The sequence below is a fragment of the Microlunatus antarcticus genome (assembly GCF_014193425.1).
Classification (GTDB): Bacteria; Actinomycetota; Actinomycetes; order Propionibacteriales; family Propionibacteriaceae; genus Microlunatus; species Microlunatus antarcticus.
This window is the reverse complement of sequence record NZ_JACHZG010000001.1, coordinates 1,607,588-1,628,786: the sequence shown is the minus strand read 5'-3', so window position 1 is coordinate 1,628,786 and position 21,199 is coordinate 1,607,588. Positions and strand designations below refer to the sequence as shown.

At 69.4% G+C, this 21,199-nt stretch carries 19 protein-coding genes; 7 read left to right on the top strand and 12 right to left on the bottom strand.

The annotated features are described in order from the left end of the window. Positions 1-130: 130 nt before the first annotated feature. From FHX39_RS07540 to FHX39_RS07525, 4 genes are all read right to left on the bottom strand, one after another. Positions 131-1,267, bottom strand: a complete 1,137-nt coding sequence (locus FHX39_RS07540; protein ID WP_183337492.1) for a hypothetical protein — start codon at positions 1,265-1,267, stop codon at positions 131-133. After that, positions 1,252-1,989, bottom strand: a complete 738-nt coding sequence (locus FHX39_RS07535) for a hypothetical protein (RefSeq protein ID WP_183337491.1) — start codon at positions 1,987-1,989, stop codon at positions 1,252-1,254. Before FHX39_RS07535 ends, FHX39_RS07540 begins: the two co-directional genes overlap by 16 nt. After that, a complete protein-coding gene (locus tag FHX39_RS07530; protein ID WP_183337490.1) occupies positions 1,989-3,419 on the bottom strand; it encodes a site-specific integrase in 1,431 nt (476 codons plus the stop codon). The genes FHX39_RS07535 and FHX39_RS07530 overlap by 1 nt, the downstream gene beginning before the upstream one ends. Before the next feature lie 286 nt (positions 3,420-3,705). Beyond that, a complete protein-coding gene (locus tag FHX39_RS07525; RefSeq protein ID WP_332836718.1) occupies positions 3,706-4,005 on the bottom strand; it encodes a helix-turn-helix domain-containing protein in 300 nt (99 codons plus the stop codon). A 350-nt stretch (positions 4,006-4,355) separates the two neighbouring features. On the opposite strand from FHX39_RS07525, the gene FHX39_RS21725 reads away from it, so the two are divergent. The 5 genes from FHX39_RS21725 (at position 4,356) to FHX39_RS07505 (ending at position 6,012) form a co-directional block, all read left to right on the top strand. Next, positions 4,356-4,490 carry a hypothetical protein gene (locus tag FHX39_RS21725; protein ID WP_269778510.1) on the top strand — a complete coding sequence of 45 codons (135 nt, stop codon included), beginning with the start codon at positions 4,356-4,358 and terminating at the stop codon, positions 4,488-4,490. A 1-nt stretch (position 4,491) separates the two neighbouring features. After that, positions 4,492-4,803, top strand: a complete 312-nt coding sequence (locus FHX39_RS07520) for a hypothetical protein (RefSeq protein ID WP_183337489.1) — start codon at positions 4,492-4,494, stop codon at positions 4,801-4,803. After that, complete coding sequence (locus FHX39_RS07515; RefSeq protein WP_183337488.1) at positions 4,800-5,237, top strand: hypothetical protein; 438 nt, start codon at positions 4,800-4,802, stop codon at positions 5,235-5,237. The genes FHX39_RS07520 and FHX39_RS07515 overlap by 4 nt, the downstream gene beginning before the upstream one ends. A 224-nt stretch (positions 5,238-5,461) precedes the next feature. Beyond that, positions 5,462-5,653, top strand: coding sequence for a hypothetical protein (locus tag FHX39_RS07510; protein ID WP_183337487.1), 192 nt, complete (start codon positions 5,462-5,464; stop codon positions 5,651-5,653). After that, positions 5,650-6,012, top strand: a complete 363-nt coding sequence (locus FHX39_RS07505) for a hypothetical protein (RefSeq protein ID WP_183337486.1) — start codon at positions 5,650-5,652, stop codon at positions 6,010-6,012. The genes FHX39_RS07510 and FHX39_RS07505 overlap by 4 nt, the downstream gene beginning before the upstream one ends. Before the next feature lie 119 nt (positions 6,013-6,131). On the opposite strand, the gene FHX39_RS07500 is transcribed toward FHX39_RS07505, so the two are convergent. The 5 genes from FHX39_RS07500 to FHX39_RS21060 form a co-directional block, all read right to left on the bottom strand. Then, entirely contained in the window at positions 6,132-6,272 is a 141-nt protein-coding gene (locus FHX39_RS07500; protein WP_183337485.1) for a hypothetical protein, read from the bottom strand. 589 nt (positions 6,273-6,861) lie between these two features. Continuing rightward, complete coding sequence (locus FHX39_RS22060; protein ID WP_183337484.1) at positions 6,862-10,338, bottom strand: DEAD/DEAH box helicase; 3,477 nt, start codon at positions 10,336-10,338, stop codon at positions 6,862-6,864. 358 nt (positions 10,339-10,696) lie between these two features. Then, positions 10,697-13,585, bottom strand: coding sequence for a vitamin B12-dependent ribonucleotide reductase (locus FHX39_RS07490; protein ID WP_183337483.1), 2,889 nt, complete (start codon positions 13,583-13,585; stop codon positions 10,697-10,699). 227 nt (positions 13,586-13,812) lie between these two features. Next, on the bottom strand, positions 13,813-14,382 hold the full coding sequence (gene nrdR, locus FHX39_RS07485) for a transcriptional regulator NrdR (RefSeq protein WP_183337482.1): 570 nt from the start codon (positions 14,380-14,382) through the stop codon (positions 13,813-13,815). Positions 14,383-14,758: 376 nt separating this feature from the next. After that, the gene (locus FHX39_RS21060; protein WP_183337481.1) at positions 14,759-15,157 is read right to left on the bottom strand and encodes a DUF2752 domain-containing protein; all 399 of its coding nucleotides are present in this window, start codon (positions 15,155-15,157) and stop codon (positions 14,759-14,761) included. Between the two features lie 428 nt (positions 15,158-15,585). On the opposite strand from FHX39_RS21060, the gene FHX39_RS07475 reads away from it, so the two are divergent. Next, positions 15,586-16,149, top strand: a complete 564-nt coding sequence (locus FHX39_RS07475) for an RDD family protein (RefSeq protein WP_183337480.1) — start codon at positions 15,586-15,588, stop codon at positions 16,147-16,149. A gap of 16 nt (positions 16,150-16,165) precedes the next feature. Here the strand turns inward: FHX39_RS07475 and FHX39_RS07470 are convergent, their stop codons facing one another. After that, on the bottom strand, positions 16,166-16,552 hold the full coding sequence (locus FHX39_RS07470; RefSeq protein ID WP_183337479.1) for a hypothetical protein: 387 nt from the start codon (positions 16,550-16,552) through the stop codon (positions 16,166-16,168). Between the two features lie 262 nt (positions 16,553-16,814). Here FHX39_RS07470 and lexA point away from each other — a divergent pair, with 262 nt between their 5' ends. Then, positions 16,815-17,648, top strand: coding sequence for a transcriptional repressor LexA (lexA, locus tag FHX39_RS07465; protein ID WP_183337478.1), 834 nt, complete (start codon positions 16,815-16,817; stop codon positions 17,646-17,648). 24 nt (positions 17,649-17,672) lie between these two features. On the opposite strand, the gene sthA is transcribed toward lexA, so the two are convergent. Further along, a complete protein-coding gene (sthA, locus tag FHX39_RS07460; RefSeq protein ID WP_183337477.1) occupies positions 17,673-19,118 on the bottom strand; it encodes a Si-specific NAD(P)(+) transhydrogenase in 1,446 nt (481 codons plus the stop codon). Positions 19,119-19,169: 51 nt separating this feature from the next. Continuing rightward, complete coding sequence (locus FHX39_RS07455; protein WP_183341068.1) at positions 19,170-21,128, bottom strand: ATP-dependent DNA helicase; 1,959 nt, start codon at positions 21,126-21,128, stop codon at positions 19,170-19,172. Positions 21,129-21,199 lie beyond the last annotated feature (71 nt).

Here is a 21,199-nt window from a genome sequence, read left to right as displayed (position 1 = left end):
GCTGTCGTCTCCGAACAGCGGGTCCATTTCGAGGTCAAGGCCCCCTGGGATCAAGAGGCGGATCGAGTCCTCGGGTGCGAAGAGGCTTGTCTCCCCGGCGGGGGTCGCGTAGGGGTGGAGGTGTCTGACATCAGCCATGGCGAAGCTCCAGGTAGATGCCGGTGACCGTGTGGATGTGGGGGGTCAGGTCGACGCTTCGGCGGACGTTGCCGATGACGAGGGGGGGGAATTGGTCGAGGGCGGCTTGGGCGAAGAAACGCAGCTGTGAAGCTTCGCCGGTCTCCCACTCGTTGGCGTTGTTGTCCTCGATGATGTGGGTGAGTTCGACGGCCGCGAGCAGCCCGGGAATCTGGTCGACGGTCCGGTAGCCGTTGGGGCACTCGAAGCAGGCGACGATTCCCAGCGAGCAGGGCTTCGTGGGCTCGACCGGGTCGTTCCCGCCGCTGGCGCAGAGACTCACCTCGACGTCGGCGACCGTGCCGTGCTCGGCTGCTGCGGCGAGTGCTGCTGCGGCGGGGTGGTCGTCGTTGACGTTCGGGTGTCTGAAGCCCGCGACGGTGTCGTCGTGAAAGGCGTTCTGAGCCTCGGTCGCGTGCTGATGGAAGGTGTGCGCTGGAAGGCTGTTCGCCAGGTAGTGGACCTTCGTACGCTCGCTGTGGCCGTGAACGTCGGCCTTGAGGCCGTCCTTCATCGCGCGGGCTTGAGCTACGAGGCGGAGAGCCCGGAACCTCAACGAGACCGTCTGATGGTCGGTCTGCAGCGTCCAGTAATGCGCGAATACGTCAGCGCGCCAGCCGTTATGGAGGTACGTGTTGGTCAGGACCTTCGATTCAGCGGGCTCGGAGTCGTGGGCGACGTACAGCCGGCCGACGATAGGCGGCTGGGCCCCCGCATCGTCGACGAGGTGACGCCGCGCGTGCCGGGAGAAGCGGCTGATGGCTGTGAGGACCTCAACGATCCCGCCCGGCGTGAAGATGGACGCGGTGCTTGTGGGGCGGGTGTCCTGGCTCTGATTACGCGCCTTGACGTTAGCTTCGAGCGCCGTGTCCTCGCCGATGTACACGAGGCTGTCGACGCTCTTCTCCATGAGGACTGCGTAGTTGTAGCCGCTGTCCTCCCCCAGGCAATGCAGGATGAGCGCCGCCGTGAGGGTGGCCCGATCGGGGTACAGAAGGGTGCCGATCGCTCGAAGGCTCGGCCTGATCAGCGGCTTCTGACGCCCGCGCGCGATCCCGAACGCTTCTGGGTGGGTCAGGGCCCAGGCCACCTCGTGGTCGAAGACGCCATCGAGGGGCTGTCCTGCGGCCGGAGCGCAACAGTGCGGATGGGTGCGCCGGTAGGCGTCGATGACGTCTGCGCGGGCAGGTGAAGCCAGCCTCGCCCGCGCGCCTTGTGCACGTCGTGTCCCATCCGCTCGAAGAGCTGTCGATAGGCGGCATAGTGCGTTGACCAGACCCCTCTAGCGGCAGCTTCGATCGCCTGGGCGGTGTCGTCATCATAGGTAAACCGCTCGGTCTCCTCGACCGCGAAGCGGGTGTTCTTGAGCGCGGCAGCCAGTGCATGGCCGTTCGGGTGCTCGGCCCGCATGATCCGGGCCAGAAGGTGCACAGCGTTCCTGCGCGTGTTCTCTTGAAGAGGGTTGTATAGGGATCGCAGCAAAGGGATGTCGACGCGGCGGTGACTGAAGTCGGAGATGCCGTGTGCGTCCAGCTCGGCCAGGAGCACTTGCGCGAACCACGTCGCCTGCGCGACGGTCTCACGCGACTCCCAGTTGCTGTGTCTGTCTGCGGTCGGGCTGACCCGGATGCTGGCCGCCATCGCGTCGAGCATCTGGTGTGCTGCTCGGGTCTCGAGGGCCCGAACGGTGAATGTCTGGGGCTGGAAGCCAGCCGCGTGTCTGATGGTGATGGTGAGTGCATGGTGGTCAACGCCGACGAACTGGAGGATCTCGTAGGCGCCGCTGCGGTGGCCCCTGGTCCGATGCGCCATCAGCGCGCACCCACGAACTCGTTGGCCGGGATGCCGATGAACCGGTGAGCGGTCGCGAGGTAGAGCTTCGTCGAGTCCTCGCTGGCGTGGCCCAGAGACGCCTTCACGAGCTCCAGAGCGGCAGAGAGGTGGTCGACGGTGTAGTCCCCTCGCCGGTGCTCGGGTAGGTTGCGAGCGATGGTCCCGTGGTAGACGGCGAGCAGCAGGTGGACTGCGTAGGTGTGGCGAAGGTCGTGCAGTCGGAAGGACTGCGGGAACGCCGGATCGATACGCGTGGCAGCGAACTTGCGAGCAGACTCGATGATGTTGGACAGGCTGTCGTAGCTGAGCGGTTCCGCGGTGTACTCGTTCAGGAAGAGGACAGGTGACGAGCCGTCTGCGTCGACCAGCCGCCGCCGAAAGGTCTCGTCGCTCATGACCCAGGTACGGGTCTGGATGCCCGCCTCGCGATGGGCGGGGTCGCTGTACGCGACACGGACGTCGTCGGCCGACTCGATGTGGAGCGGCTGGTCAGGAGCGTACGGTCCGGCCTGCGCGGTCAGCTCTGCGCGGCGGCCCTCGAGGTAGTCCCACACTGCTGGCAGGTAGTGGGCGAAGACAAACGCGTCCCCGCCGGCGTCTCCCTTCGTAATGAAGTCCGCGACGCGCATCACCGTGAAGTCGCGGCTCACGCACCGAGGGACCTCGTACTTGGTGATGTTCGAGAGATTGTTGCGCCTGGTGCCCGTGGCAACTCCGAGAGCAAGTATGGCTTGGTCGCGGTCGGCACCCAGGTAGAGGTGCTGGCAACCTTCGGCGTCGACGCGCAGCGCTGCCTGGAGGAGGACCTGCACGAAGTAGGGGTCGATGGGCGTCCCGCGGGACCCCGTCGCCCGGCGGCGCGGTCGGTAGCCGACGATCGTCGTACCGCGCCGACCGGTGGACTGGTGAACGACCTGGGCGACCTCGAACGGCATGGGGTGCTGGTAGTACCGGTCGAGGTGCTCGTAGAGCCGCTTGGCCGTCGAGCGCACGTCCCGCCAGCTGTCGGAGGTCATAGCACCTTCCCCAGGGTCTCGACCGGCGCTGGGTGCCGCCGACTCGGGGTACTGGCAGCGACGGTAGAAGGCAGCGAAGTCGTCCTCCGTCGCCATGAGGACCGGATCGCGGTCGCCGATGAACGGAGGGTAGTTCCGCTCGTTGACCAGGAACGAGACCCAGTGGCGGAGGTCGGAGGCGATGCGATTTGCAGTGCCTAGATGCGGGCTCGACCGGCAGTGGGACCACAGGTAGTAGCTGGTCGTGGGGTTGATGCGGCCATCAACGGTGATACTAGGCGATGCCACGTAGGCCGAGGGGCGCACGTCGAGCGCGGCCTCTCCCAACGCGCGGGAGACGACGTCGAGGTCGAGTGCGGGCAGCGGCTGTCGCACCTTGACCTCGTACCTCACCTGACCGTCTCCCCGCCTGGCAGCTCGGCGCCCCTGGCAAGAGGTCGTAACTGGAGGCCGCCGTAGCTGCGGGTCTTGCTCGACGACCAGACCCTAGTTGGCCAGAGCAGAAGCAAGGCGGAGTCGGTGTGGAGCCCTTCGCTCAGTGTCGCGATGGCCTCGGCAAGGGGCATCGTGCTGCAGTGAGAGTCCGATTCACCCACGGTCGTCAGCAGTGGCCTTGACCTGCAATCGGATCTCGAGACGCACCTCCTCATGCTACTCATCGTCTGTCAACTCGTCAGCATCACACCGGCTCAGGCGGAGCCTCAGTCAGGGCAGCACCATCTACCGATGGCTGCACATCGCACGACTCCGGGCCCAGCGCGAAGAAGACTCCCGGTCGTACCGCGAGCGCATCAGCAAGTCGCCAGATCGCGTCCAGGGAGACATTTCGCTCACCCCGTTCAACGCCGCCGACGTAGGTGCGATGAAGGCCAGCCTCGTGCGCAAGCAGCTCTTGAGTCAGCCCGCTCCGAAGGCGAAGTTCCTGCAACCGAGCCCCGAACTCCGCCCGACGCCCCAACTGGACCTTCGTGGGCGGCACACCAGCGAACGTAGAAGCGTGATGCCGATGAGTCGACAGACGATGAGTAGCATGATGCGGTGCACCTTGAGATCCGAGTGCAGGTTGACGCTCCTGCCGACGTACGCGAGTGGATCGCACTGGAGCCGCATCGAGGCGACCTTGCCGAAGCGGTAGAGGCCTTGGGGAAGGAACTTCAACGGCTATCGGGTGATCGTCTCCAAGCGGCTGAGTGGGAAGTTGCCACGTACTTCGATTTGCAGGTTCCGTCAGACTCGCCACCAGCGCAGGCCGGCTCAACTTCACTCTTCGCTAAGAGCCACAGCACCTTGGACACCGAGGCCCATGAGGTCCTGCAAGATGCTTCCCGCGTGTCTGAGGAGTGGAACGACCTTCGGCCGGCCGAGATGACGGAGTGGATGTGCCTGCACTTCTGCTGGCAGCTCGACACCTCGCTGCAGGCGGCGCTCGCGCTGCTGTCGAAGTACATCTCGGACGAGGGCTGACATGGAGGAGTGGGAGTCCTGGCAGGAGGCCGGTCTCACCTTGGACGAGTGGGTCGCTCACGTGCTAGGCCGAGCGGCAGACCGGCGCGAGTTGGCCCGGTTCCAAGCCGAGCGCGGCAACGCCGACGCGGCACAGCTACTCATGCGAAGCGCTGTCGCGCGGGAGCTGTACGCGGCATCGCTGCGCGGTGAGCAGACCGCCGAAGAAGTTCAGGTCGTCGGTGCGCTGCTCCCGAACTGGACCGGTAGCAGCAGCGAGGAGCTGCTGGCCGTTGCCCGCGACATCCTTGCGAGCCCGACGGTGAACTCATGACTGCCGACCTGGACCTGCTGATGGCGGCGATGCGCTCGGCGGGCTGCCGGTCCAGCGACGAGCGGATGCGGCGTACCGCTGTGAAGCGGCTGGCGACGTCCGACAACTACCGCGAGCGTGCTGCCGCAGCGCGTGAGCTCGCTCGACGGACCTCCGACGGGTTCGCCGATCTGCGTCCGCTGTTCCTCGAGGACGCGCTTCACCTCGAGGTGAGAGGGGCAGAACGCCGCGGGGAGATCCCGCGGGCCGTTCGTGACATCGCGCTCAGGCTGCTGCCGTGGGCCGGCGACTACGCCTCCCTCGTCGACACCGCACGCCTAGTTGCTGAGCCCCCAAACGCGCACGAGACGTACTCCGCGCCGACCGCTGTCCCCTGTGCTCCCACGACCGTCGACCCGGTGGTGTCCGGACCCGACCCTGGGATCGCGCCATGACAACGTCGGCCGAGGCGGAGGGCGATCTGCGTGCTCGTCTAGCGGTCGCCTTCCTCAACCGAAGTCCGTCTGCTGCGTCTCAGCGCAACCGCTGGGGCAGCCGTCGCGGTGGCCGATCCGGCGCGGGTGTTCCTGGCCGCGCAGACGCACCTGCGCCGACTGGCCGAAGCAGGCGGGCACGCTCCCCTGTTCCTCCCCGAGAGGGCAAGGCGGTGTCGGGGTAGGTGATCGCGCAGTTGATCAACGACGCCCGCGGCGGGCTCGGCGTCGCCGTCGCACCCAGCCGCCTCAAGCGCAAGCCCTCACCGTCGACCGGTGCGCTGGGGCGTCAGCCTGAAGGAGCCCGCATGACCACTCCGCTGAACGTGGGCCTCGTCCGCGCCGGACCAACCACCGACCAGACGAAGGCTAGATGAGCGTCCCCTGTAGTCCCACCACCGGCATCGCCATCTACGACCGCAAAGGCACGCCCATCAGCTTGGCGCGCTACGTCGAGCTCCACAGCGACGAGGAGTACCGCACTGTCGCCTCGGATGCGGTCGGTGACCGACGCGTCATCACTGCCTGGCTCGGCATCGACCACGGCCCGCTCGGCGAGAGCGATCGCCCACTCATCTTCGGCACCGTCGCCCTCGAGCCCAACGGCCAGCTGTGGCAGGGGCGCGAGCTGCTCGCGGCTACCGAACCCGAAGCGCTGGAGCACCACCAGACCGTCCGGCAGGGTCTCGTTCACCAGAAGCACCAGGCGGACCGTCGTCCGAGGGCGGAGCCGTGACCGACCAGCAGCCGCGGATCTCCGGCTGGTCCGCCGACCCCTCCGCCGGGCCGGGCAACCGGACAGGCCCGCAGACAGGCACGACGACCGGACGAGTGGACACTTAGCAGCGGGGCGACCTAACCATCGACGAGCAGATAGGGGGGCGTGCGAGCGGCCTGTGCGGCCGAGCGCCGTGCCGTCGCCCAGTTCCGGCCGGGCGTGGCAAAGTCGTAGCGGCCCGGCGACTTGATGCGGCTCGCCGTCGCGACGAGTTCCATGCTGCGTCGTCGCGCGGCGACCAGACCACCGAGGAGGCGCGAGTCGCCAGCGCCTTGCTGCTCACCTGGACCGTCACCAGCAGCCACGAGCTCCGCGCCACTCTCGCGCCACTGCTCGCGCCGCCCTCGCTGACCGGTCGGAGACGCTGTGAGACGACACGCGAACGACGCCACGGCGAATGTGCAAGTGCATGCACTTGGCAGCGACAGTTGCAGCGTGCCGATGGTTGCACGCGTTCCAGATTTTTCTGATAACGCCAGTTGCGACGTACCAACGGTGACGTGGGTGCCAACGCCCGGAAGCCGCCAAGCAGGGCCCTAGCCACAGGGGTGGTGAACCCTTGCGCGTCCTCGGTCGAAACCAGCCGCCCGCAGGCGAACGAGCGCGGGGGCACATCCCCGAGGGGAACTGGTCAGCAGGAGCCAAAGGCCTCCTGTAAGGACTCGGGAACGCAGTCCGACGCTCCAGCCGTTGTCCCGAGCCGCCGCGGACCCGAGCGACCCGCGTGCGGTCTGCGCGTGGACCTCCGGACAACGGGCTCCGGGCACTCGAGGGAGTCGGCGGTTCCGGGCACACGAGACGCCGACGTTAGAGGATGTCCTCCCAGGATTCGATGGGCTCGTCCTCAGCAGACGCGGCCTCCTCAGCGTTCGCTTCGTGCTCGGCAGCAATGCGGACCTCCACCTCGTCGACGAGACTCCAGAAAAAGCCTCTGGGCTGCGCCTCGTCGAGGCACTCGTTTGCGATGCGGGCCACCTCGACCCGGTCGGCGCCGTTACGAACAAGCGGGCACAGCTCTGCATCGAACACGCCGTAGCGGAGCCTGCTCGGGGCGAGCCTGCTGTGTGCTGACTCGCGGAGGCCCAGATCGTTGGCGAGCGCGGCGATGATCTCGAACGACCCGGTGAGTGACCAGACGAGCAGGGTCTCGAGGTGCTGCGCCTTCACCGCTGCCCATGCCTCGGGGTAGGCCTGGCTGATGTCGTCCTCGCTCGTGCCGGCGACCCAAGCCGCCAGCGAGAACTTGAGGGCGGCCCGGTCGACGTCTCGGAGGTCTTCCAGCTCCTCGAGGTTGGCCACGCACGCCGAGATGAGCCAGGACAGGAGGCGGTCGTGGTCGGCCGGGTCGGGCTGCTCGGCTCGAAGGATAAGAACGATGGCGTTCAGGCTGGCAGCAATGGCGTCGCGCAGCTTCAGGCAGCCCTCGAGCTTCAAGCCCGAGCGGTACAGCGCGGCGCGTAGCGCAGCGTCGGGCACCCTCTGAGCGATCTGGTGCACGTAGCCAGCTCCGTTCGCCAAGGTGGTCTGCAGCACCTGCGGAGCGGACGTCCCCGACCAAAAGGTCCGCTGGAGCGCCTCCTCCAGTGCCCTTCTGAAGTCCCCGTCGGCCGCTGCCGACTCGGCGAGCGCCTCGATCGTGACGGCGTCGATGATGTTCTTGGTGGCGGGAAGCATCTGCTCTGGCGCTTGGTGACGCAGCACCATCAGAGCTTCGGTGAGAGCGGTCCGCGTCGGCGGAAGGTCCTGCCGCATCGCTCGCCGCCACTTGCGGGCCTGGTCGTGGTCCGAGGTCATCACGACGAGCCGCCCGCTGACGAACCTGCCTGCCCTGCCCGCGCGCCCTTCGAGGTTGCGCAGGCGGGCGATGTCGGGTCGCTGCTGCTCAGGGGTCCGCGGCGGGTACGCGGCGATGACGGTGCGCGCCGGGAAGTCCACGCCCTCCAGCAACGTGGAGGTGCAGACGATGCACCTGAGGAGGCCTCGCCGGGCTGCGGACTCGATGACCCGACGGACGTCTCGGTGCACGTCCGCGTGGTGGAGGCCGAAGCCGTTGCGCAGCGCGGCGGCATCTGCGGGGTGCAGCACCTCGATCGAGGCTGCGAGCTCCGTCAGGGTGGGGTGCGGAGTACTTACGGGGGCTGCGCTTGCCGAGATCGTGTTCAGGAGGCCAAGCGCGTGGGACTTGAGGTCGGTGAAGACGACCACCAGCCCCTCGGATGTCCACTTCTCGACGAGCCCAGCGGCCTCGTGCTTCCTGTCGCGGATCCAGCCGTCGCCCTTCGTCTTGCCGCTCGGCTTGAGCGTGAAGACCTCGACGGGCTCCGACCCTTCGGGCCAGAGGTAGGCGGTACGGGCGCGAGTCGGGCTGGTGTCTGGGAGGCCACGTATGAAGACGTGACGCTCCAGCCAGGCAGGGTGCCAGTCGGACTCCAACGCGTCCCCGTTGATCCAGTTCGCGATGGCCTGGACGTCGGAGAACTGGCTGGCCAGGAGGACCACGCGGATGTCGCGTCGCAAGGCCTTGGCGATGAGGAGCTCGAGGGTGGCGCCGCGGCGCCCGTTGTCCACGTGCTGCGCCTCGTCGACGATGAGCAGCTTGATGTTCTGCAGATCGATGCCGCCGTCGTCGGTCATCGCCCGCCGCCAGTCGAGATCGAGGCGCTCGGGAGTCACGACTGCGACCCCCGGACCGTCCAGGACGCCTCCAGCCGAGGGGAGGTCGGTGTCGTAGTCCAGTCCGCCTTGTGAGGACCGGACACTGACGTCGTCGGGCAGTCCGTCTCGCAGGTCGCGGAACAGCTGGCTGACGAGCGCGCGGGTGGGGGCGACGACCGCGACGACCCCCTCAGGGTGGCGGTCGATGGTGTCTGCCGCGACGAGTTGCATGAGGGTGGTCTTGCCGGCGCTTGTGGGCATCTTGACGGCCAAAGACCTCTGCGCCGGGTCAAGGAGGCCGCCACGAACGGCTTCGGCCTGCGACGGCCAGAAGGCATGCCGGCCGTATCGGCGCATGCGGCTGACCACGTGCCGTACGGCGACGCCGGTGGCGCCCTTCGCCTCGGTCATGGTCTGCGGGTGCCGCTCCAGTCGGTGCAGCAGTGCGGCTGCGACGTGCCGAGCCGCCTCCAGCAGGGCCGCGTCAGCGGTCGTCGTGTCGAGGACTTCCCGCATCTTGTCGGGAGGCGCGCTGAGATTCAGGACGTCGCGGGCGGCGTCGGCGAAGGCTGCGAGGGAACGACCCGTCAGCGTTGTCCGGGCGCCTCCGACTGCGCCGGTCAGAAGCTGGGCGAGGCCACGAACGTCAGGATCTGAGTCGGTAGCGGCCACCCCGGCGCGAGCGAGTGCGATGCCGTCTTCGTTGGCCAAGTACCACAGGCTCGACTCGAGGACGGTGTGGAGGGGTGTGGGCGACGATGTGTTGGCAAGCTGAGACGGAAGGTCGCGGCTCAGCAGGCCCGAGATGCCGGCCTTCGCCCCTGGCGAGACCAGAGCCGAGGCGCCTCCTGTCAGGTCTGCGTAGGTGAGGGCCGCTGCGGCGTCGAAGATGTGGTCCCGCGTGCCGTCGAGATCTGGGACCAGGACGACGTGCAGTTCTGTGATGGGCGGACTGCCGGTCCAGTGCTCGTTGATCTTGGATGTCGGCAGCCGGTCATCTCCGACTACGGCGACCGCGTGACGTAGGTGCGGCGCTAGGGGTGCGTCGCGGTCTATCAGTCGGCCCAGATGCTGAGCCGCGGACAGCGCGAAGTTCCGTGCGTGGTCCGGGTGGGCGCGCATGAGCCGCACACCTGCTGCCCACGCCTGAGTCAGGTACTCGTCGGTGACGACCTGGGCACTGTCGTCGAGCGCGCTGAGCACGTTCGAGGGCCAGCCGATGGAGCGGCACTTCGCCTCGACTACGACGGGTTTCGGGTTCTCGCCCGGGCTGATAGTAAGGCTCACTGTGTCGGGCCCCTGAACGGTCGCGTTGGCGACAGGTTTTCCCTGGAGCTTGCTGTAGGGCACCGTGCGACCCATCCGGGTGCTGTAGATGCCTGCTGCAACCATCTCGCCGAAGTCGCCCTTGCGGACGCTGTCGTGGGTTGGCACCGCTGGGCTCACGCTGGCCGTCGGATAGGCAAGGTGCATGTCATCCGGGAGGTACGCGCGGCCAACAGCGACAGCGAGGGCGGCGATGTCGCTGGCTGCAACGTCGAGCGTCCATCTGAAGACGGTCAGTTGCCCGTCGCACGCCAGCTCAGGAGGTGCGGCTACTCGCAGCTTGGCGCCGAACGCGGTCGTCACAGCTGCTTGAGGGTCCGACGACGTGCCGTCGGGCTTGGTGTTGCGAGCATGGCTCTCCTGGTCGGATGGTCTCCAGACCGAGCAGCCGAGGGTCCCGACCGCGTAGCTGGTGGCCGAGATGCGCTGCGCGGCAGGGACGCGCGGCGCTTGTGGCCCGCCGCCCCGGCCCGGCCCCTAGGAGGGGACCGGGCCGGCGTTGGCGCAGTCTGCCGCACCTCTCGTGCAACTAGCAGGCCAGCTGAACGAAGATCAACACGCCTTGGGGGGATCAGGAGTGATTACCCACTAGGGCGATCGACGCCTTGCACCCTTGAGTTGTCGTCATGCGCTTTGGGGGATAGCTCAGGTTTACCCAACCTCAGCTGCAACCGCTCGTCGAGCCGCAGCCCTCGCAGACGTAGCAGCTGCCGCTCGGGCGCATCTTGGTCCCGCAGGTGAGGCAGAGCGGGGCGTCGACGCTGGTGCCGGTCAGGCGCTCGAACAGCTCCGACGTGGTGTGCGCCGTCGCGGGGGCCGGCTTGGCCGACGCGACCGGCTCGTGCAGCTCCTTCGACACGTCCGTGTCGAGCTGGTCGGCCGCGTCGCTCTTCAGCGACTCGGACTCGATCTCCTCCTCCGGCTCGGCCGTGTACGACCCGGTCTCCACCTGGCGGGCGCGCTCGGTCGCCGTGTAGATGCCGAGCTCGGCGCGGTCGTCGAAGGACAGGTAGTCCAGCGCGAGCCGCCGGAAGATGTAGTCCATGATCGACTGCGACATCCGGATGTCGGTGTCGTCGGTCAGGCCGGCGGGCTCGAACTTGAGGTTCGTGAACTTCTGCACGAACGTCTCCAGCGGGACGCCGTACTGCAGCCCGATCGACACCGCGATCGAGAAGGCGTCCATCACGCCCGACAGGGTCGAGCCCTGCTTGCCGAGCTTGAGGAACACCTCGCCGAGACCGTCGTCGGGGTAGGAGCCCGAGGTCATGTAGCCCTCGGCGCCACCGACCGAGAACGAGCGGGTGATGCTCGAGCGTGCCTTGGGCATCCGCTTGCGCTGCGGCTTGTAGACGACCTTCTCCACCACGACCGGCTCGGGCGCCGCGGCGGGCGTCTCCTCGGTGGTCTTGGCGGACGAGCCGCTGCTCAGGGGCTGACCGACCTTGCAGTTGTCGCGGTAGACCGCGAGCGCCTTGAGGCCGTACTTCCAGCCCTGCAGGTAGACGTCGGCGATCTCCTCGACCGTCGCGTTCTCGGGCAGGTTGACCGTCTTGGAGATGGCGCCGGACAGGAACGGCTGGGCCGCCGCCATCATCTTCACGTGGCCCATCGGCTTGATGGACCGCTGGCCCATGGCCGTGTCGAAGATCTCGTAGTGCTCGGTCTTCAGCCCGGGAGCGCCGACGACGTGCCCGTTCTCGGCGATGTGCTCGACGATGGCCTCGACGGTCTCGTCGGCGTAGCCGAGCTTGCGCAGCGCACGCGGGATCGTCTGGTTGACGATCTGCATGGACCCGCCGCCGACGAGCTTCTTGAACTTGACCAGCGAGAAGTCCGGCTCGATGCCCGTCGTGTCGCAGTCCATCATGAAGCCGATGGTGCCGGTCGGCGCGAGCACGGAGGCCTGCGCGTTGCGGAAGCCGTTGGCCTCACCGGTCTTGATGACGCCGTCCCAGGCCTTCGTCGCGCGGGCGTGGATCGAGGAGCCCATGGAGTCGACGTCGCGGAGCGTGTCGTTCGCGGCCTGGTGCTTGCGCATGACGCGACGGTGCGCGTCGGCGTTGCGGGCGAATCCGGCGTACGGACCGACGATCCCGGCCAGCTCGGCCGAGCGGCGGTAGGAGACACCGGTCATCAGCGAGGTGATGGCCCCGGCGAGGGCGCGGCCGCCGTCGGAGTCGTACCCGTGGCCGGTCGCCATCAGCAGCGCGCCGAGGTTGGCGTAGCCGATCCCGAGCTGGCGGTAGTCGCGCGTCGTCTGCCCGATCGACTCGGTCGGGAAGTCGGCGAAGCAGATCGAGATGTCCATCGCGGTGATGATCAGCTCGACGGCCTGCTCGAACCGCTCGGCGTCGAAGGTGTCGTCGTCGCGGAGGAACTTGAGCAGGTTGAGGCTGGCCAGGTTGCAGGAGCTGTTGTCCAGGCTCATGTACTCCGAGCACGGGTTGGACGCGGTGATGCGGCCCGACTCCGGCGTGGTGTGCCAGTCGTTGATCGTGTCGTCGTACTGGATGCCCGGGTCGGCGCACTGCCAGGCGGCGAGGGCGATCTTGTTCCACAGCTCGCGGGCGTCGACGGTCTCGATGACCTCGCCGGTCCCCCGGGCGCGCAGGCCGAAGCCGGTGCCCTTCTCGACGGCGCGCATGTACTCGTCGTTGACCCGGACCGAGTTGTTCGCGTTCTGGTACTGCACCGAGGTGATGTCACGGCCGCCGAGGTCCATGTCGAAGCCGGCGTCGCGCAGCGCGCGGATCTTGTCCTCCTCGCGCGCCTTGGTCTCGACGAACTCCTCGATGTCGGGGTGGTCGACGTCGAGGACGACCATCTTGGCCGCGCGGCGGGTGGCGCCGCCGGACTTGATCGTCCCGGCGCTCGCGTCGGCGCCGCGCATGAAGGAGACGGGCCCGGAAGCCGTGCCGCCGGAGCTCAGGAGCTCCTTGCTCGAGCGGATGCGGGACAGGTTGAGGCCCGCACCGGAGCCGCCCTTGAAGATGAAGCCCTCTTCGCGGTACCAGTTCAGGATCGAGTCCATCGAGTCGTCGACCGACAGGATGAAGCAGGCGCTGACCTGCTGCGGCGACTGCGTGCCGACGTTGAACCAGACGGGTGAGTTGAAGGAGAAGTGCTGGTGCAGGAGCAGCCAGGTCAGCTCGTGCTCGAAGACCTCGGCCGACTCGGCGTCGGCGAAGTAGCCGTAGTCCTCGCCCGCACGGCGGTAGGTGTGCACGACACGGTCGATGAGCTGCTTGAGCCCCTGCTCGCGGACCGGGGAGCCCAGCGCGCCGCGGAAGTACTTGGTCGTGACGATCGTGGAGGCGTTGACGCTCCAGAAGTCGGGGAACTCGACGTTGTGCTGCTCGAAGACGGTCTCGCCGGTCTTCCAGTTCGTCTGCACGACGTCCCGGCGCTCCCAGGTGACCTCGTCGTACGGGTGGACGCCGCTGCTGAAGACACGCTTCAGCGTGAGCCCGGCGCCCTTGCGGCCGTTCTTGACGCCGTTCTTCACGGTGTCGCCGCGGCCGTTGGCCGAACGGGTGGTCTCGGACATGTGTCCTTCTCTCCTGACGTGCATTCCGTGCTCTTGGTAGAACGGTCTGCTGTGGGCTGGTAGTCCCCGGGCGGTGCTCGTCCTGCGGGTGGATCTGCTGCTCTGCTGCGCCGCCGGTGACGCGTCGTCCCGGGGGTGACGACGGTGGCCGGCAGAGGTGGTACCGGGGCTGAGTGCGCGCTGCCTTCCCCTGCGACGCGCTCCCAGCCCCGGAGACGGGGTGCCCCTCAGGGCGGTGGGCGACCTGCTCCGCCGGCGGGCCGGCGACGCGGGGTGAGGCGGTGCGGCGTGAAGCTGCCGACCTTGGCGTCCGCGACGGGCACGGGGATGAGCGGCTCGATGCCGGCCGGCTCGCCCTCCGCCCGGAGCAGGGCGATCTCGGACTCGAAGTCGTTGACCGACCGGAACTGGCGGTAGACGCTGGCGAAACGCAGGTACGCCACCTGGTCGAGGTCGCGGAGCGGGCCGAGGATGGCCACGCCGACCTCGTCGGCCGGCACCTCGGGCTGGCCCGAGGCCCGCAGCGAGTCCTCGACGAGCTGACCCAGCCGGGCGAGCTGGTCCTCGGTCACGGGCCGGCCCTTGCAGGCCTTGCGCACCCCGGAGACCGCCTTGTCGCGGCTGAACGGCTCGACGACGCCGCTGCGCTTGACCACCACGAGCTGCATCTGCTCGACCGTGGTGAAGCGGCGCTCGCAGACCGGGCACTGGCGGCGACGACGGATGCTGCCGCCGTCCTCGGCCGTGCGGGAGTCGAGGACCTTGGAGTCACCGTGGCGGCAGTACGGGCAGTGCACGACGGGCTCCTCTCGACCGCTTGGGCGACCTGTCACGGCCCGCCCTGGGGACAACCCTGGGGAGGACGTGTGGATCAGGCTGTGGACTTCTGTGGGTAACCGACCACAACTTGTGGATGAACTACACCGGTGTAACCACTAGATGTAGTGACCCTACGACCGAGGTCCATTCTGCGCAAGAGGACTGACACTTTGGGGACGAGCGTGTCGGAGACCGGCCGGACAGGCCGCGAGCGACCACGCCACGAGGGCCCGGCGCTACGCCTGACGGGAGCACCGGAGGACGCATGGAGGCAGGAAGGACCCGCACCGAGGGTCGCGCAGATCACAGCCGAAGAGGCCGAGGACGAGGACGGCCCAGAGCGGGCGCGGGCCCTCAGAGCAGGTTGCGCAGCACCGTGTAGACGGTCGCGACGGTGAAGAACGCGACCAGCCGCTGGCGGGGCGTGGTCCGCAGCAGCCGCTGTCGCAGGCCGGCCGGCGGGCGGACCACGGGGCCGCCGAGGGCCTCGACCAGCCACAGCACGCCGACGACGCCGAGCAGGGCGATCCCGACGAGGGCCACGGGGTTGAACGCGAACGCGGCGGCCACGTCGCCGTGCAGCAGGGCGCTCCCCATCCGGGTGCCGCCGCACAGCGGGCAGTCCCACCCGGTGACGATCCGGAACGGGCAGCCGACGCCGACCCCGGTCGTGGCGTAGAGGGCGCTCAGCCCCAACCCGGCGGCGAAGAACCCAACGAGCGGGCGCAGGGCGGACCTGGCCCGGAAGTCCACCGGGAGACGCCTGTCCCCTGCACGACCGACGTCCAAGCTCGCCACGACGCCATTGTGCCCGGAGTTCGGGTCGCGCGGCCCTTCCGCGCCCTAGCCTGAGCCCGGGCGGACCAGCAGGGTCGGTCCGGCGGCACTCCAGGAGCAGCGTGAGCGAGAACGTCCCCGGGGCCCAGGACGGTCCGGAGGGCTCGACGGCGCCCCCGCCGCCACCCGCGTCGTACGGGGGCCGCGGTGGTGGCGGGCCGAAGGGGACGTCGTCGCCGCCCGTACCTCCGGGTGGACCGCACTACGGCCCGGTCCCCCGCTACGCCCGCCCATCGGGACCGCCGCACCCGGGACCGCTGACGGGCTCGTTGCCGGGCCCGAGCGGTCCCCCGTCGTCGGGCCCCTGGTCGCCCGGTCCTCAGCCCGGGCCCGGAGCCTCACCGGTGGCCTGGGGTCCGCCGGCGCCGCCCTTCCCCGCGTACGGCCCGCCGCCGCCCTGGGGTCCGGGCGCTCCCTGGACCCCGCCGCCGCGGGACGACTACGCCGGGTGGGGTCGCCGGGTGGCGGGACTCGTCATCGACCACGCCCCCAGCTATGTCGCTCTGGTCGTGCTCTACGCCGGCTACCTCCCGACGTACCTGGGCTTCTTCCGTCGTGAGCTGAACGTCCCCCCGAGCTACTGGCTGGTGCTGATCGGCACGCTGCTGTCGCTGGGCGCCTTCGGGTGGTCGGTCTACAACCGCTACTTCCTGGCGGGACGTTCCGGGCAGAGCGTCGGCAAGCGCGTGACGAAGACCTGGCTGGTCAGCCAGACGACCGGGAGACCGATCGGGCCCTTCAACGCGTTCCTGCGCGACCTGCTGCACATCGTCGACGGCTTCGGCTACGTCGGCTACCTCTGGCCGCTCTGGGACGACGAGCACCAGACGCTGGCCGACAAGCTCGCGCAGACGATCGTCGTCCGCACTCCTGTGCCGCCGCTGACGGATCTCGAACGCCGGGGCTGAGCCCCCGCGTGCCGGCTCAGGGCTGGACGAGCACCGGCGCAGCGACCGAGTGGCTGGGCTGGTAGCTCTCGCCCGTGACCCGCAGGGCGGTCAGCCCGACGACCGCGATGCTGGCGGCGACCAGCGCCGCCGCCATCACGAGGACGACGGCGAGGCCGCGCTCGGTGAGGCGCCAGCTGCGGCTGACCGGCTCGACAGCCCGAGCCGGAGCGCACGCCCGCGCGCCGGTCGAGGACCCGGCCACGGCCGGGGCGGTGAAGCGCAGCCGACGCGGGCGGGCCGTCGGGCCGACGCCCGGACCGGGCCGGCGGGGCGTGGTGCGCGTCGGGGCGGGGGCCGGTCGACCCACGCGCACGTCGGCGGTCGGTCGGTCGGTCACGGGCTCGGCGAAAGCGACACTCATGGCGATGCTCCTCAGCGGGTCGGGCGTCCGGTCGAACGTAGGTTCGATCGAACGCATGTTCGATGTGTACCGCACCTCGTCGCCGAGTGCAAGCACATTCGAATCGGTGTTCGAGGACTTCATGTCCCAGAGCACACCAGAGGGGTCTGACAGAAACGGCGCCGAAGGAGCACGCGAGCCGCCGAACGACGGATCACGACGAAGCGCGACACGCTCGAACAGGTGTTTGAATGTGGTCGACGTCATCTTTAGAGTGCGGTTCATGGCACACGACGACACGCCTGACGGCACGCTCACCGATCCCGCCCGCCCGGCCCGGCGCCGTGGCCGGCCGACCAAGGCCGAGGTCGCCGCGCAGCTCGCCGAGTCCGCCTCGGTCAGCTCGCTGCCCGACGGTCCGGCCGACAGCACCGGGCTCACCCCGCGCCAGCGTCGGATCCTCGAGGTCATCCGCGACACCGTCGAGTCCCGCGGCTACCCCCCGAGCATCCGGGAGATGGGCGAGGCGGTCGGGCTGGCGAGCTCGTCGAGCGTGTCGCACCAGCTGAAGGCCCTCGAGCAGAAGGGCTTCCTGCGCCGCGACCCCAACCGGCCACGCGCGCTCGAGGTGCTGCTACCGGGCGAGGACCGCCGCGCGAGTGTCGCGAGCACGGCACCGGCCCCCGTCGACCGTCGGCCGCGCCTGGTCGAGATGGACGACTCCGGCATCAACCAGTACCCGGAGCCGGTGCACGTACCGGTCCTGGGGCGCATCGCCGCCGGCGGGCCGATCCTGGCCGAGGAGCGCATCGAGGACGTCTTCGCGCTGCCGCGCCAGCTGGTGGGCGAGGGGACGATGTTCACCCTCGAGGTCCGCGGCGACTCGATGATCGAGGCCGCGATCTGCGACGGCGACTGGGTGGTCGTGCGGCAGCAGCCGAGCGCGGACAACGGGGACATCGTGGCCGCGCTGCTCGACAACGAGGCGACCGTCAAGACGTTCAAGCGCGAGCCCGGCCAGGTCTGGCTCATGCCGCACAACCCGGCGTACGACCCGATCGACGGCAACCACGCCACGATCCTCGGCAAGGTCGTCGCCGTCCTGCGTCGGCTCTGACGCAGGAGGGGCCGGGCAGCAGACCTAGCGCAGGCTGGGCTCCGCAGCCGCCATCTGCGAGGTCAGCCTCGCGACGGCCCGGAGCTTGTTGGCGACGTCGAGGGCGGCGACCTTGTACGCCTCCGACAGCGTCGGGTAGTTGAGGACCGTGTCGACGAGGTAGTCGACGGTCCCGCCGCAGCCCATGATCGCCTGACCGATGTGGACCAGCTCGGTCGCGTTGGTCCCGAAGATGTGCACGCCGAGGATCTCGCGGGTGTCGGCGTGCACGATCAGCTTGAGCATCCCGTACGAGTCCCCGATGATCTGGCCGCGCGCCAGCTCGCGGTAGCGCGAGATCCCGACCTCGAACGGCACCGACTCACGCGTCAGCTCCCCCTCGGTCTTCCCGCAGTAGCTGATCTCGGGGATCGTGTAGATGCCGATCGGCTGCAGCGCCTGGAGGTCGCGGACCGGCTCGTCGAACGCGTGGGACGCGGCGAGCCGACCCTGGTCCATCGAGGTGGCCGCGAGGGCCGGGAAGCCGATGACGTCCCCGACCGCGTAGATGTGGGGCACCGTGGTCTGGTACTTCTCGTTCACCGACAGCCGACCGCGCTTGTCCGCCTCCAGACCTGCGCGCTCGAGGTCGAGGGCCGTCGTGTTTCCCTGGCGTCCGGCCGAGTGCATGACGACCTCGGCGGCGATCCGCTTGCCGGAGGCGAGGGTCGTGATGGTCCCGCCGCCCGAGCTCTCCACCGACGCCACCTCCTCGCCGAAGCGGAACGACATGGTGTGGTCGCGCAGGTGGAACTTGAGGGACTCGACGATCTCGGGGTCGCAGAAGTCGAGCATCTGGTCGCGCTTCTCGACCAGCGTGACCCGCGTGCCGAGGGCCGCGAACATCGACGCGTACTCCACGCCGATCACGCCGGCGCCGACCACGACCATCGACCCAGGGACCTCGTCGACCGCGAGGATCTGGTCGGAGTCGAGCACCCGTACGCCGTCGAACTTCACGTTCGCCGGCCGCGCCGGGACGGTTCCGGTGGCGATGACGATGACGCCGGCGGTCAGCGTCCGGTGCGACGGCTGGCCCTCCAGGTCCACCGACAGGGTGTGCGGGTCGAGGAACGACGCCGTCCCCGGGATCAGCTCGATGTGGTTGCGCTGGAGCTGGGCCCGGATGACCTCGGTCTCCCGTCCGATCACGTGCTGCAGCCGGGCCAGCAGGTCGGAGATCGTGATCTCCTCCTTGACCCGGTAGCTCGCGCCGTACAGCTCGCGCATGTCCATGCCGGTCAGGTAGAGCACGGCCTCGCGCAGCGTCTTCGACGGGATGGTCCCGGTGTTGACGCACACCCCGCCGACCATCGACTTGCTGTCGATGACGCAGACCTTCTTGCCCAGCTTGGCGGCCATGATCGCCGCCTTCTGACCGCCCGGGCCCGAGCCGATGACGGCCAGGTCGACGTCGTAGGTGTGCTCCATGCGGCACACCCTGTCACCCGACCGGCGGAGGTCGGCGTCCGGTCGGCCGCCCTACGGCGTCTCGGCCAGCCGACGGAGCGCCCCCACGGCGATCTCGCGGTCGGTGGTCTCCCACATGTCGGGCATGGACGCGCGCAGGAACGACCCGTAGCGCGCGGTCACCAGCCGCGGGTCGAGCACCGCGACGACCCCGCGGTCGCTGCTGCGGCGCACCAGGCGGCCGGAGCCCTGCGCGAGCAGCAGCGCGGCGTGGGTGGCCGCGACGCTCATGAAGCCGTTCCCGCCCGCGTCAGCGACCGCCTTCTGCCGGGCCAGCGTGAGCGGCTCGTCGGGCCGGGGGAAGGGGATGCGGTCGATGATCACGAGCTGGCAGGTCGCGCCCGGGACGTCGACGCCCTGCCAGAGCGAGAGCGTGCCGAAGAGGCTCGTCGTCTCCTCCGCGGTGAAGCGGCGGGTCAGGTCGGAGAGCTGGGCGTCGCCCTGGCACAGGATCGTCATCTTGGGCAGCTGCCGCCGGACGTGCACCGCCGCGGCTTCGGCGGCCCGCCGCGACGAGAACAGCCCGAGGGTGCGCCCCCCGGCCGCCCACACCAGCTCGGCGATCTCGTCAAGAACCTCTTTGCTCATCCCGTCGCGCCCCGGGGTCGGCAGGGTCCGGGCGACGTAGCGGATCGCCTGGTGGCGGTAGTCGAAGGGCGACCCGACGTCGAGGGCGCGCCACGGGACGACGACGTCGGCGCCGGCCTTGTCCCCGCCGGACGCGACGGGCACGTACGGCGAGGACTCGTCGTCGCGGTCCCGGGCCCGCAGCCCGAGGCTGCCCGCGCTGGGCCCGAAGTCGTCACCGAGCTTGAGGGTGGCCGAGGTGAGCACGACCGTGCGCTCGCCGAACACCGCGGAGCGCATGAGCCCGGCGACGGACAGGGGCGCGACGCGCGCCTCGCGCCCGGAACGTTCCCGCTCGGTCACCCACACCACGTCGTACGCCGACAGCGCGGCCATCCGCTCGGCGACGTCGAAGACCTCACTCACCGCCGCGGCGGCCTGCCGCTGCTCGGGGCTCGCCTTCTCCGAGCCGCTCGTGAGCCCGGAGACTGCGGCCCGCGACGCGGCACGCACCCGCTCCACGGCCGCGACGAAGGCCGAGGACGGGTCCTCGACGCGCTCGAGCGGCGACTCGTCCAGCGCCTCGCGCAGGTCGTCGGCGGACTCGAGCAGCTCCAGGGCCGTCTCGTCGGACAGGAACGTCACGGCCCGCTTGCCGACCCGCTCGACCTGCTGCGGGCTCAGCTCGCCCGAGGCCGCGCCGGTCACGCGGGCGACGAGCTCGTGCGCCTCGTCCACGATGACGGCCCGGTGCTCGGGCACCGCCGTCCCGCCCTGCATCGCGTCGATCGCCAGGAGCGCGTGGTTGGTGACGACGAGGCTCGCGGAACGCGCCCGGTCGCGGGAGACCTCGACCAGGCAGGAGTCCCCGTGCGGGCACCGCTGGGCCCCCAGGCACTCCCGGGCGGGGACCGACACCTGGTGCCAGGCCCGGTCGCTGTGGGTGGGGGCGTCGTCACGGTCCGCGACGCCGCCGGTCGACGCCTGGTCCTCGGCCCACTCGCGCAGGGCCAGGACCTCGGCCCCGAGCGCGGAGTCGGCGGTCGGGGCGGTCCGGGCCGTCGCCACCAGGTCGTCCGCGGAGATCAGCGTGCCCTGGTCGGACGTGCCGCCGTCCCGCACCCGGAGCAGGCAGGCGTAGTTGCTGCGGCCCTTGAGCACGGAGAACTCGGGGCGCTTGCCGGTCACGTGCTCGACCGCGTCGATCGCGGCCGGGATGTCGGCGTGCGCGAGCTGGGCCTGCAGCGCGAGCGTCGCGGTCGCCACGACGATCCGCTCCCCCGGGTGCTCGGTCAGCCAGACCAGGGCGGGGGCGAGGTAGCCGAGCGACTTGCCGGTGCCCGTCCCCGCCTGGACGAGGAGGTGCCGCCCGTCACCGAGCGCCTGGGCGACCGCGTCGGCCATCGCGTGCTGACCCGGCCGGTCGGAGCCGCCGATGCCGGCGACGGCGTCGTCCAGCACCTGGCGGTGGCCGG